The sequence below is a fragment of the Agromyces sp. GQ35 genome, from assembly GCF_059758475.1.
This window is the reverse complement of the sequence record NZ_JCAXEO010000002.1, coordinates 542339-555300: the sequence shown is the minus strand read 5'-3', so window position 1 is coordinate 555300 and position 12962 is coordinate 542339. Positions and strand designations below refer to the sequence as shown.

The following is a 12962-nucleotide window of genomic DNA, read 5'->3' as shown; positions in this document are numbered from 1 at the left end:
GGCGCTTCGCGCTACTCGACCGGTGATTCGTCGAGCACGAACCACACCGCGCCGAGCGGCGGGAGCGTGAACGTCGCTGAGGCCGGGCGTCCGGCCCACGGCGTCGCGATCGCGTCGACCCTGCCGAGGTTGCCCACGCCGGAGCCGCCGAACTCCGCGGCATCCGAGTTCAGCAGTTCGCGCCAACGGCCCGCGAACGGCAGCCCGAGCCGGAACGCCTCGCGCGGCACCCCGGCGAAGTTGAGCACGCAGAGCAACGGGCGCCGGTCGCGGTCGTAGCGGAGGAACGCGATCACGTTCTCGGCAGCGGCGCCGCCCTCGATCCACTCGAAACCGGCGGCATCGTCGTCGAGCTGCCAGAGCGACGGGCTCGCCCGGTAGACGCGGTTGAGGGCCGCGACGAATTCGGCGAGCTGTCGGTGACTCGGCTGGTCGAGGATCCACCAATCGAGCCCGCGTTCTTCGCTCCATTCGGAGAGCTGGCCGAACTCCTGGCCCATGAAGAGCAGTTGCTTGCCGGGGTGCGCCCACATGAAGGCGAGGTAGGCGCGCACGTTCGCGAGCTGCTGCCAATGGTCGCCGGGCATCTTGCGCACGAGCGACCCCTTGCCGTGCACGACCTCGTCGTGACTGATCGGCAGCACGAAATGCTCGCTGAAGGTGTAGAGGAAGGAGAACGTGAGATCGTGATGGTGGTGCGATCGGTACATCGGATCGTTCTGGATGTACTGCAGCGAATCGTGCATCCAGCCCATGTTCCACTTGTAGCCGAAGCCGAGTCCGCCGCTCGAGGTCGGGGCGGTCACGCCGGGCCAGCTGGTCGATTCCTCCGCGATCATGACGATGCCGGGGTTGCGCTTGTACGCGGTCGCGGTCGCCTCCTGGAGGAACGCGATGGCCTCGAGGTGTTCACGGCCGCCGTGGATGTTGGGGAGCCACTCGCCGTCGTCTCGGGAGTAGTCGAGGTAGAGCATCGACGCGACCGCGTCGACGCGGAGCCCGTCGACGTGCATTTCTTCGAACCAGAAGAGCGCGTTGGCGACGAGGAAGTTGCGCACCCTCGGGTTGCCGTAGTCGAAGACGTAGGTGCCCCAGTCGAGTTGCTCGCCGCGCCGCGGGTCGGCGTGCTCGTAGAGCGGCTCGCCGTCGAACCTCGCGAGGGCCCAGTCGTCTTTCGGGAAGTGCCCGGGCACCCAGTCCATGATGATGCCGATGCCGGCCTGATGCAGGCGGTCGATGAGGTACTTGAGGTCATCGGGGGAGCCGAAGCGCGAGGTGATCGCGAAGTACCCGGTGACCTGATAGCCCCAGGAACCGCCGAACGGATGCTCGGCGAGCGGCATGAACTCCACGTGCGTGTATCCCAGCCATTCGAGGTACTCGATGAGTTCGTCGGCGACGTCGCGGTATCCGCGTCCGGGTCGCCATGAGCCGAGGTGCAGTTCGTAGATGCTCATCGGCTGCGAATGCAGGTCGGTCTCTGCCCGACGGGTCATCCACGCGTGGTCGCCCCAGCGATGGGTGCTCGCCGACACGATCGACGCGGTGGCGGGCGCGACCTCGGCCTGGCGTGCCATCGGGTCGGCCTTCATGATCCAATCGCCCGCGGCGGTCAGCAGCTCGAACTTGTACACCGCGCCCGGTTCGACATCGGGGACGAACAGTTCCCAGACGCCGGTCGCGCCCATGTTGCGCATCGCATGGCCGGTTCCATCCCAGCGGTTGAACGCACCGACCACTCGCGCGGCGCGGGCGCGCGGCGCCCACACGGTGAATGCGGTGCCACGGATGCTGCCGTCGACGCCCCAGTGTTCTCGCGAGTGGGCGCCGAGCACGCGCCAGAGCTCTTCATGCCGCCCCTCGCCGATGAGATGCAGGTCGAGTTCGCCGATCGTCGGCGCGAACCGGTAGGGGTCGTCGCTCGTCCACTCGGCACCCTCGGCGTAGTGGGCGCGAATGCGATAGTCGCGAGGGCCGAACACCGCGGCTCCAGCCCAGATGCCGTGGCCGACGTGCGCCAGGGGCAGTGATTCGCCGCTTTCGAACACCGCATCGACAGACTCGGCGAGCGGGCGTCGTGCTCGGATCGCCGTCAGTGGTCCGTCGGTATGCGGCAGCGCGAATCCGTGCTGCCCGAGAACCGAGTGCGGGTCGGCGTGCCGCCCCTCGGCGACGGCCTCGAGCACCTCGTCGGGGATGTCGGGCGCTGCAAGCGGTTCAAGCATCGGTGCCCCTTCTCACGTGCAGGACGTGCGCCGGCCGGGTGAAGGCGTCGAGCCGCACGTAGTTGGAGCCGCCCCACTCCCAGCGTTCGCCGGTGACGAGTTCGTCGACCTCGAAGCGCGCTCCCGGCTCGAGGCCGATCGCCTCGAGATCGAGGTGCACGCTCGTCTCCCGCACCGAGTGAGGGTCGACGTTGGCCACGACGATGATCGTGTCGTCTGCCGGGCGACGGCCCCCGCGAGGCGAGTCGATGAAGCGGCCATCGAGGTGCTTCGAATAGACGAGCACCGAATCGTCGTCGCTCGCGTGGAAATGGATGTTGCGGAGCTGGCCGAGCGCCGGGTGCTCGGCCCGGATGCGGTTGAGGATGCCGAGGTAGAGCGCGAGCGAGCGACCCTCCCGAGCCGCTGCAGCGAAGTCGCGTGGCTTGTACTCGTACTTCTCGTTGTCGATGGCCTCCTCGGCTCCCGCGCGCGCCACCGACTCGAAGTGCTCGAAGCCCGCATAGACGCCCCAGAGCGGTGCCGCGGTCGCCGCGATCGTGGCCCGCACGGTGAATGCCGCCGGACCGCCGAACTGGAGGTATTCGGTGAGGATGTCGGGCGTGTTCACGAAGAGGTTCGGTCGCATGAAGTCGGCCGTGTCCTGTGAGACCGAGGTCAGGAACTCCTCGAGTTCGGCCTTGGTGTTGCGCCAGGTGAAGTACGAGTACGACTGCTGGAAGCCGACCATGGCGAGTGCCTGCATCATCGCGGGCCGGGTGAACGCCTCGGCGAGGAAGACGACTCCCGGATCGTCGGCATTCACCGTGCTGATCAGTCGCTCCCAGAACTGGAGAGGCTTCGTGTGCGGGTTGTCGACCCGGAAGATGCGCACGCCCTGCTTCATCCAGTGCCGCACCACCCGAAGCACCTCGGTGAAGATGCCCTCGGGGTCGTCATCGAAGTTCACCGGGTAGATGTCCTGGTATTTCTTCGGCGGATTCTCGGCGTAGCGGATGGTGCCGTCGGGGAGCTGCGTGAACCAGTCGGGATGCTCGGTCACCCACGGGTGGTCGGGCGAGGCCTGCAGGGCGAGGTCGAGGGCGACCTCGATGCCGAGTGCGTCCGCTCGCCGCACGAAGGCCCGGAAATCGGCGAGGGTGCCGAGGTCGGGGTGGATGGAGTCGTGCCCGCCCCTGGTGCCGTCGGCGAGCGTTCCACCGATCGCCCACGGCGAACCGGGGTCGTTCGGTGCGGGATCGAGGGTGTTGTTGCGTCCCTTGCGATTGGTGAGCCCGATCGGATGGATCGGCGGCAGGTACACCACGTCGAACCCCATCGCGGCGACGCCGTCGAGACGCTTCGCCGCCGTGCGGAACGTGCCCGACTTCCAGGTGCCGTCCTTGAGTCTCTTCGCACCTTCGGACCGTGGGAAGAACTCGTACCAGGACCCGACTCCGGCGCGGCGGCGTTCGACCAGGATCGCGTGCTCGGCGGAATCGCTCGACAACCGGGCGAGCGGGCGCACGACGAATTCGTCGAGGGCCGGATCGTCGATGAGCGGCCTGCGAGCGGCGACGGACGACCCGGTGTCTCGCATCGCCTCGGCGAGCGCGGTCAGCCGCTTTCGAGCCGCGAGCGGCCTGGTCTTCTCGGCGATCGCCCGATCGAGCAGTCGGGCGCCGATCTCGAACATCAGCTCTGCGTCGACCCCGGCATCGACCTTCAGCGCGCCGTCGTGCCGCCAGGTCGCGATCTCGTCGTCGAACCCCGTGACCCGCCAGCGCCACTCGCCGACCTCATCGAGCCGGATCTCGGTCTCCCACCGGTCGGATCCGTCGGCCAACGGCGACATGCGTTCGCGGAGCTCGAGACCCGATGGGCTCGTGATGACGAGCATCGCACCGACCTGGTCGTGCCCCTCTCGGAAGACCGTGGCACCGAACGGCACGACTTCGCCCTCGAACGCCTTCGGTCGCCATCGATCGTCGGGCGCGGTCGGGGTGAGCCGGGCCACGGGGATCCGGCCGGCGAGCGGAGAGCTGGACGTCACCGTTCGACCGTAGCGCGTTTGCCGCGGATGAGACGGCTGAAACGGTCGGGGTCGCAGCGTGACCCCGCGTTCACGTGTTCGACACGCGCCCGACCTAGGGTGGAGGCGTGAAGCCGATCCGCAAGTTCACGGTCCGTGCCGTCGTGCCGGCCCAACTCGCCGCGCTCGAAGAGCTCGCCGGAAATCTCCGGTGGTCGTGGCACGAGCCGACGCGACGCCTCTTCCAGCACATCGACCCCGAGGCCTGGCAGGCATCCGACCACGACCCGGTCGCGTTCCTCGGAGCGGTCGAGCCCGGGCGACTCGGCGAGCTCGCGAGCGACGCGGGTTACATCGACTGGGCGGAGCGCGAACGGTCGAGCCTGCGCGAGTACCTCGCCGAGCCGCGATGGTTCCAGTCGCTCGGTGCCGAGACGCCGCGCACGATCGCGTACTTCTCGCCCGAGTTCGGTATTGCCGCCGCGCTGCCGCAGTACTCCGGCGGCCTCGGGATCCTCGCAGGCGATCACCTGAAGGCGGCATCCGACCTGGGTGTGCCCATCGTCGGCGTCGGTCTCTTCTACAAGGCCGGCTACTTCTCGCAGTCGATCTCTCCCGACGGGTGGCAGCAGGAACGCTATCCGGTGCTCGACCCCGACGGATTGCCGCTCTCGGTGCTGCGCGGACCGGATGGCGCACCGGTGCAGGTGACGCTCGCCCTGCCCGAGGGGCGCTCGCTGCACGCGCGCGTGTGGACGGCTGCGGTCGGCCGCATTCCCCTGCTGCTCCTGGACACCGACATCCCGGCCAACTCGGGGGAGCTGCGCTCGGTCACCGACCGCTTGTACGGGGGCGGTGGCGAGCACCGCCTGCTGCAGGAGCTTCTGCTCGGCGTCGGCGGGGCCCGTGCGGTGCGGGCGTGGACCGAGCTCAGCGGAGCTGCCGCACCCGATGTGTTCCACATGAACGAGGGTCATGCGGGATTCCTCGGACTCGAGCGCATCGCCGGCTACATCGGCGAGGGGCTCTCCTTCGCCGAGGCGCTGCAGCTCGTGCGCGCAGGCACCGTGTTCACGACGCACACACCGGTGCCTGCCGGCATCGACCGCTTCGAGCGTGCGCTCGTCGAGCGTTATCTCTCGAGCGGCCTGCTCCCCGGCGTCGATCCGGCCGATGCGCTCGCCCTCGGCGTGGAGCCGGGCGCCGACCCGGCGACGAGTCCGTTCAACATGGCCGTCATGGGCCTTCGTCTCGCCCAACATGCGAACGGCGTCTCCAAGCTGCACGGCGAGGTGAGCCGGCGCATGTTCGGCGACCTCTGGCCGGGCTTCGACGCCGACGAGGTGCCCATCACTTCCATCACGAACGGCGTGCACGCCCCGACGTGGACCGACCCTGTCATGCTCGGCATCGCCGAGACGACGTTGGGCACCGGCGATACCGAGCACGCCGAGTGGCGCAGCCCTGCGCTCTCCGACGGCGAGTTCTGGGCGGCCAAGCGCAGTATGCGCCGTCAGCTCGTCGACGACGCGCGGCGCCGGCTCGAGGCGTCGTGGCGCGAGCAGCACTCGGGTGCGCAGCCGCCGAAGTGGGTCTCGCAGGTGCTCGATCCCGATGTGCTCACGATCGGCTTCGCCCGACGCGTGCCGACGTACAAGAGACTGACCCTGATGCTCGCCGACCCCGAGCGGTTGAAGTCGATCCTCACGAACCCCGATCGGCCGGTGCAGTTCGTGATCGCCGGCAAGTCGCATCCGGCCGATGACGAGGGCAAGCGGCTCATCCAGCAGCTCGTGCAGTTCGCGCAGCAGCCCGAGCTCCGTGAACGCATCGTCTTCCTGCCCGACTACGACATGGCGATGGCCGAGGTGCTCTACCCGGGCTGCGACGTCTGGCTGAACAATCCGCTTCGGCCGCTCGAAGCCTGTGGCACCTCGGGCATGAAGGCGGCGATGAACGGTGCGCTGAACCTGTCGATCCTCGACGGATGGTGGGCGGAGTTCGCCGGCGACGACTTCGGCTGGGTGATTCCGTCAGCGGATGCCGCGGGCGACGCCGCCGAGCGCGACACCCTCGAGGCGTCCGCACTCTACGAACTGCTCGAGCATCGCGTCGCGACGAGGTACTACGAGCGCGACGGCGACGGCGTGCCCGTCGAATGGGTTCGGCGCGTGCGAGAGACCCTCGCCGTGCTCGCGCCCCAGCTCGGCGCCGACCGCATGGTGCGCGAGTACGTCGAACGGCTCTATCGCCCGGCGGCCGGGCACTTCGCCCGAGTCTCGGCCGAGGGAGCGCGGGGTGCGCGCGAGCTCTCGGCGTGGAGCGCCGAGGTCAGGGCCGCCTGGCCCGGCGTGAACGTGGTGCATGTCGAGTCGGGAGGCGTCGACACACCGCACGTCGGCGACGTCCTGCACCTGCGGGCCTACGTCGATCTCGGCGAGCTCGCCCCCGACGACGTCACCGTCGAGGTCGTCTACGGCCGTAGCCGCGCCGACGACACGATCGATGCCGTGCAGCGGGCCGCCCTCCAGCCCGCACCGGATGCCTCGGTGCCCTCGACCTCGTCGACGCAGCGCCTGTACACCGGCACGGTCGTGCTCGACCGTGCGGGTGCGTTCGGGTACACGGTTCGCGTGGTGCCGCGGCATCCGCTGCTGCTCTCGACGGCGGAGTTGGGTCTCGTCGCCGTGGCCGGCTGAACGGGGCTGCAGCGCGCGCATGCTGAAGAGCGAACGGCGTCGCGCCGTGGGTTCAGCCGGCTGAGGCCACGACGGGCGTACCTCGCTCGGCGTGCGCCTCGCCGGCGAGGATGAGCTCGATGTTGTCGACGGCCCAGTCTCCGACGGGTTCGAGGACCGCGAGGAGCCGCTCGCCTTGAGGGGTCATCGAATACTCCACTCGAGGCGGCACCTCGTGGTAGCTCGTTCGGAGCACGATCCCGTGGCGCTCGAGTTCGCGCAGCTGCTGCACCAGCATCTTCGGCGAGACAGCGCCGAGCGCCCGCTGCAGTGCGTTGAACCGGGTGGGCCCCGCCTTGAGCTCCCACAGGATGAGGGCCTTCCACTTGCCGCCCACGACCGCCATGGCGGCTTCGAGGCCGCACGTGAATGCTCCGAGATCGCTCATGACACTTTCCTCCAGGTGCCTACTGCACGAAAAAGTGCGTACTTCCGCTGCGAACCATGCTTCCCGAACAATAGTGTCATGACCGCACCCTCCCTGACCAGCACTCGCCTGGCCGGTGCCCGCGAGTGGATCGGCCTCGCCGTCCTCGCACTGCCGACGCTCCTGCTCTCGCTCGACATCACCGTGCTGCACCTCGCGGTGCCGCACCTGGCCGCCGATCTGGCTCCGACCGGCACGCAACTGCTGTGGATCCTCGATATCTACGGCTTCATGATCGCCGGCTTCCTCGTCACGATGGGGGTGCTCGGCGACCGCATCGGACGGCGTCGACTGCTGCTGATCGGGGCGGCCGCGTTCGGGGCGGCTTCGCTCGCGGCAGCGTTGTCGACGAGCGCCGAGATGCTCATCGCCAGCCGCGCGCTGCTCGGCATCGCCGGCGCCACCCTCATGCCCTCGACCCTGGCTCTCATCAGCAGCATGTTCGGGGATCCGCGCCAACGTGGGTTCGCCATCGGCGTCTGGGCGACGATGTTCTCCGTGGGCATCGCCATCGGACCGGTCGTCGGCGGCGCGCTGCTCGAGAACTTCTCGTGGGGCGCGGTGTTCCTCCTCGGGGTCCCCGTCATGGTTGTCCTGCTCGTCGCCGGGCCCCTCCTGCTGCCAGAGCACCGGGACCCGAGCGGCGCTCGGATCGACGTCCTGAGCGCGGTGCTCGCCGTGGTGACGCTGCTCGCCATCGTGTGGGCGTTGAAGGAGGTCGCCACTCACGGGTTCAGCACGTTGCCGATCGTCGCGGCGACGGCCGGGATCGCGCTCGCCGTCGCGTTCGTGCGCCGACAGGCTCGACTCGACGCGCCGATGATCGACCTGAGACTCTTCCGGGACCGGAGGTTCGCCGCGGCACTCGTCGCACTGCTGGCCGCGACCGCGGCCGTCGGAGGCATCTACCTGTTCATCACGCAGTACCTCCAGCTCGTGTCAGGACTCTCGCCGTTGATGGCGGGGCTCTGGCTGCTCCCGGCCGCGTCGGCGCTGATCGTGGCCACGCTCGTCGCACCGCTCATCGCGCGTCGGGTGCCCCCGGGCCTCGTCGTCGCCGGGGCACTCCTCGTATCTGCCGCCGGTTTCGTGGTGCTCGCGCAGGTCGAATCGTCGGGCGAGCTTTCAACCGTGGTCATCGGGTTCGTGCTCGTCTACGTGGGGGTGGGGCCCGTGACCGCGCTCGGCACCGACCTCGTGGTCGGGGCAGCACCTCCGGCGAAGGCCGGCGCAGCCTCGGCGCTGAGCGAGACGAGCACCGAGCTCGGCGTGAGCCTCGGCCTGGCCGTGCTCGGAAGCGTGGGTGCGGCGATCTACGCGCAGCAGATGTCGGGGCTCGGAGCCGCCGTGCCGGCCGAGGCCCGGGAGACGCTCGCCGGTGCGATGGGCGTCGCTCGCGAACTCCCGGGTGACGCCGGGATCGCGCTCGCCGAGAGCGCCTCGCAGGCCTTCGCCGACGGCTTCGCGGTGGCGGCGTGGGTTGCCGGGGCGGCTCTCGTCGTGACCGCGCTGTACGTCACCATCGGGCTGCGCGGAGATCGCGTGCAGGAGTCCGCCGACGCTCGGCCTCAGGTGTCGGCGCGGTAGACCGATCAGCCTCGGTGTCGCGCGATCGGCCCGTAGCGTCCACCGGTGACGGCGAGCAGGTCGTCGGGCGCGAGTTCGAGGTCGAGACCGCGACGCCCACCCGAGACGTAGATCGTCTCGCAGACGATCGCCGATTCGTCGAGCACCGTCGGCAGGGCGGTCTTCTGACCGATGGGGCTGATGCCGCCGACGACGTACCCGGTCTTGCGTTCGGCCACGGCGGGATCGGCCATCTCGGCTCGCTTGCCCCCGAGCGACGACGCCAGCGCCTTGAGATCGAGCTGCGACGCGACCGGCACGATTCCGACGACGAGCGCCCCGTCGACGTTCGCCAGCAGGGTCTTGAAGACACGGTCGGGATCGAGGCCGAGCTTCTCGGCGGCTTCGAGTCCGTAGGCCGCAGCGCGAGGGTCGTGCTCGTAGCCGAGGGCGGTGAAGGCGATGCCGGCGCGGGCGAGGGCGACGGTCGCGGGCGTGCCCGCGGACGCATCCGCTCGCTTGGCCATCATGCAGCGCCGTCGGCGCGGTACAGCCGCATCGAAGGTCCGTCGACGGTGATCGACTCGCCAGGGATCGATGCCGGTGCCGCGAGGGACTCGGTACCCGCCGCATCCTCGGTGCCCGGCGCTTCCTCGGTCGAATCCCAGAGCAGCGTGTAGCCGGTGATTCCAGCGGGCGCGGGAAGCACGATCTCGGTGCTCGACTCGTGGGCGTGCACCACGAGCAGGATGCGGTTGAACGCCTCGGTCTCGGGGGTGGAGGAGGCGAGGTACTGCAGCGTGCGCTCGGCGGGCGAATTCCAGTCGTCGATGCCCATCGTCAGGCCGTCGGCGTTGTACCAGTCCATCTGCGAAGCGCTCGGCACCGCTTCGCCCGGCCTGCCGAAGCGGATCGGGCGCAGGGCGGGATTCTCGGCACGCAGCGCGATGAGGCGACGAGTGGTGGCGAGCAGCTCGGGCGCGTACCGTGCGCGTTCGGCCGGATCCCACGCGAGCCACGTGAGTGACGAATCGTGGCAGTACGCGTTGTTGTTGCCGCGTTGGCTGCGTCCGAACTCGTCGCCCGCCGTGAGCATCGGCACTCCGGCCGAGAGCAGCAGCGTGCCGAGCAGGTTCCGGATGCTCCGCCGACGCGCCGCGCGGATCGCCGGGTCGGCCGCCTCGCCCTCGACGCCGTGGTTGTAGGAGTTGTTCGAGTCGGTGCCGTCGCGATTGCGCTCGCCGTTGCCCTGGTTGTGCTTGACGTCGTAGGCGGTGAGGTCGGCGAGTGTGAACCCGTCGTGCGCGGTCACGAAGTTGAGGCTCGCGAGCGGCCCCCGCTCGACGGAGAAGGTGTTCGACGAACCGGCGAGGCGCGTCGCGAATCGGCCGATGCCGCTGCCTGCCGACCCGGTCTCGCGCTCGCGGCGCAGGTCGCCCAGCCAGAAGTCGCGCATGCGGTCGCGGTAGCGGTCGTTCCACTCCGTGAATCCGGCTGGGAAGCCGCCGGTGTGCCAACCGTCGGGTCCGACGTCCCACGGCTCCGCGATGAGCTTGGTCGCGCCGACGACGGGGTCGTCGAGCATGGCCTGCAGCAGGGGATGCCCGGGGGAGTAGGCCTCGTGGTCATCGCGGCCGAGCGTGACGGCCAGGTCGAGCCGGAACCCGTCGACCTGCAGCTCATCGGCGAAGTAGCGCATCGAGTCGAGCACGAGGCGTGCCGGTGCGGGCCGTGCGATGTCGATGCTGTTGCCGCACCCCGTGGTGTCGACGTAGCGCCCGTGCGCGTCGTGGCGGTAGTACGCGGCATTGTCGATGCCACGGAGCGAGTAGGTCGGCCCTTCGCGCCCCTCTTCGGCGGTGTGGTTGTAGACCACGTCGAGCACGACCTCGAGGCCCGCCTCGTGGAGGCGGCGCACCATGCCGGCGAACTCGCGGCGCACCGCGGCCGCGCCCTCGGCCTGCGCGGCGACACTCGCGTACGGCGCATGGGCGGCGAAGAAGGCGAGGGTGTTGTAGCCCCAGTAGTTGAGCTTGCCCTGACGCACGAGCCGCTCCTCGGAGACGAAGGCGTGCACCGGGAGGAGCTCGACCGTCGTGACGCCGAGCCCCGTGAGGTACTCGAGCGAGGCGTCGTGCGCGAGTCCGGCGTAGGTGCCGCGCAGCGACTCGGGCACCGCAGGGTTGAGCTTCGAGAAGCCGCGCACATGGGCTTCGTAGACGACGGTGCGATCGAGTGGCACTCGCGGCTTCGTCGAGTCGCCCCACTCGAACCCGGTCGCGGTGAGCGGTTCGAGTGCGACGCCCCGCCATGACCCGTCATCGGCCCGGGCGAGTCCGGTGGCGTACGGGTCGAGCAGCGTGTGGACGGGGTTGAACGCATGCTCGACGCCTGCCGGGCCGTCGACGCGAAGGCCGTAGTGGGCGCCGGGGCGCAGCTCGGCCGACTCGCCCTGCCAGACGCCGTGGTCGTCGCGCACGAGCGGGGTGCGTGAGAGCGCCCAATCGAGGTCGTCGCCGTCGAAGACGACGAGCTCGACGGAGCTCGCGTGTTCCGACCAGACCCGGGCGATGCCGCCGTCGGCGCCCGCGCGAACACCGAGGTCGTGCAGGGGATCGCGCTCAGGCATGCGATCTACAGTAGTTCGTGGAGGCGACACGCCTGCAAGCGCCTGCACGCGTCGCGTCGGGCGCGGTCGAACACGTTCAGGGCTGGAGGGCCGTTGGTCTACCTCGATCACGCCGCGACGACTCCGATGCTGCCCGAGGCCATCGAGGCGCTCACCTCCGCGCTCGCCGTGGTCGGCAATCCTTCGTCGATCCACAGTGCCGGCCAGCAGGCGAAGCGTCTGCTCGAGGAGTCGCGCGAGCGCGTCGCCGCGACCCTCGGCGCCGATGGCATCGAGGTCGTCTTCACGGGCAACGGCACCGAGGCGGTGAACCTCGCGATCAAGGGGCTCTGGTGGCAGCGGCGAACGGATGCTGCGACCGGCGCGGCTCGCACCCGTCTCCTCGTGCCGGCAGGCGAGCATCATGCGACGATCGATGCCGTCGAGTGGCTCCGGGCGCACGAGGGTGCCGAGGTGATCGAGATCCCACTCGACGGGCTCGGCCGCGTGCGTCTCGACGTGCTCGCCGCCGAGCTCGAGCGCGGCGGGGCATCCGTCGCGCTCGTCACGATGCTCTGGGCGAACAACGAGGTCGGCACGATCCAGCCGGTCGACGAGGTCGCACGGATGACCGCGCGCGCCGGCGTGCCGCTGCACGTCGACGCGATCGCCGCGTACGGACAGGTGCCGATCGATTTCCGCGGCGTCAGACGTGCGACGGATGCTGCGCGCGGCACCGGTCTCGTCGCCCTCAGCGTCTCGGCGCACAAGATCGGGGGCCCGGCCGGCATCGGCGCGCTGGTCCTCGACCGCTCGGCCGCTGTGGAACCGCTGATCCACGGCGGCGGGCAGCAGCGGAAGGTGCGCTCGGGCACGCAGGACGTCGCGGCAGCGGCGTCGTTCGCGGCAGCGGCAACCGCCGTCGCGACGCGGCTCGACGGCGACGTCGCGCGCATGGCGATGCTCCGCGACCGACTCATCGCGGGCGCCCTCGACGCGGTGCCCGCGGCGCGGCTCTCGGGCGATCCGTCCGCCACCGGGCGGTTGCCGGGCAATGCGCACTTCTCCTTTCCCGGCTGCGAGGGCGATTCGCTCCTGTTCCTGCTCGACGCGGCGGGCGTCGCCGTGTCGACCGGTTCGGCGTGCCAGGCAGGCGTGCCGGAACCGTCGCACGTGCTGATCGCCATGGGCCGCTCCGAAGCGGACGCCCGCGGTGCGCTGCGCATCACGATCGGCCACGGCTCGACCGACGTCGACGTCGACGCCTTCCTCGCTGCGTTGCCCGCCGCGCACGCGCAGGCCGCTCGCGCCGGCCTCGCCGCCCGCGCGACCTCGTTCGACCGCTGACGCCTGCCCGGGGCATCCGTCCAGCGAGCACCTTTACACT

At 69.9% G+C, this 12962-nt stretch carries 8 protein-coding genes; 3 read left to right on the top strand and 5 right to left on the bottom strand.

Features of this window, described 5'->3' with window-relative positions; all coding sequences use genetic code 11:
• Window positions 1-11: 11 nt before the first annotated feature.
• Together glgB and AC6CH0_RS14585 are read right to left on the bottom strand one after the other, a co-directional pair.
• Window positions 12-2225: a 1,4-alpha-glucan branching protein GlgB gene (gene glgB, locus AC6CH0_RS14590; protein ID WP_498102082.1), complete on the bottom strand. Its 2214-nt coding sequence runs from the start codon at window positions 2223-2225 to the stop codon at window positions 12-14.
• Complete coding sequence (locus AC6CH0_RS14585) at window positions 2218-4257, bottom strand: alpha-1,4-glucan--maltose-1-phosphate maltosyltransferase (RefSeq protein ID WP_498102080.1); 2040 nt, start codon at window positions 4255-4257, stop codon at window positions 2218-2220. The genes glgB and AC6CH0_RS14585 overlap by 8 nt, the downstream gene beginning before the upstream one ends.
• A gap of 107 nt (window positions 4258-4364) precedes the next feature.
• Between AC6CH0_RS14585 and glgP the strand changes: the two genes are divergently transcribed.
• Window positions 4365-6935, top strand: a complete 2571-nt coding sequence (glgP, locus tag AC6CH0_RS14580; protein ID WP_498102078.1) for an alpha-glucan family phosphorylase — start codon at window positions 4365-4367, stop codon at window positions 6933-6935.
• Window positions 6936-6987: 52 nt separating this feature from the next.
• Here the strand turns inward: glgP and AC6CH0_RS14575 are convergent, their stop codons facing one another.
• On the bottom strand, window positions 6988-7362 hold the full coding sequence (locus AC6CH0_RS14575; protein WP_498102076.1) for a winged helix-turn-helix transcriptional regulator: 375 nt from the start codon (window positions 7360-7362) through the stop codon (window positions 6988-6990).
• A gap of 78 nt (window positions 7363-7440) precedes the next feature.
• Between AC6CH0_RS14575 and AC6CH0_RS14570 the strand changes: the two genes are divergently transcribed.
• A complete protein-coding gene (locus AC6CH0_RS14570) occupies window positions 7441-8988 on the top strand; it encodes an MFS transporter (protein WP_498102074.1) in 1548 nt (515 codons plus the stop codon).
• 5 nt (window positions 8989-8993) lie between these two features.
• Here AC6CH0_RS14570 and ybaK read toward each other — a convergent pair whose 3' ends face one another.
• Both ybaK and glgX read right to left on the bottom strand, forming a co-directional pair.
• The gene (gene ybaK, locus AC6CH0_RS14565; RefSeq protein ID WP_498102072.1) at window positions 8994-9497 is read right to left on the bottom strand and encodes a Cys-tRNA(Pro) deacylase; all 504 of its coding nucleotides are present in this window, start codon (window positions 9495-9497) and stop codon (window positions 8994-8996) included.
• Window positions 9494-11596, bottom strand: a complete 2103-nt coding sequence (gene glgX / locus AC6CH0_RS14560; RefSeq protein ID WP_498102070.1) for a glycogen debranching protein GlgX — start codon at window positions 11594-11596, stop codon at window positions 9494-9496. The genes ybaK and glgX overlap by 4 nt, the downstream gene beginning before the upstream one ends.
• A 93-nt stretch (window positions 11597-11689) precedes the next feature.
• Here glgX and AC6CH0_RS14555 point away from each other — a divergent pair, with 93 nt between their 5' ends.
• Window positions 11690-12922: a cysteine desulfurase family protein gene (locus AC6CH0_RS14555; protein ID WP_498102068.1), complete on the top strand. Its 1233-nt coding sequence runs from the start codon at window positions 11690-11692 to the stop codon at window positions 12920-12922.
• Window positions 12923-12962: the final 40 nt, after the last annotated feature.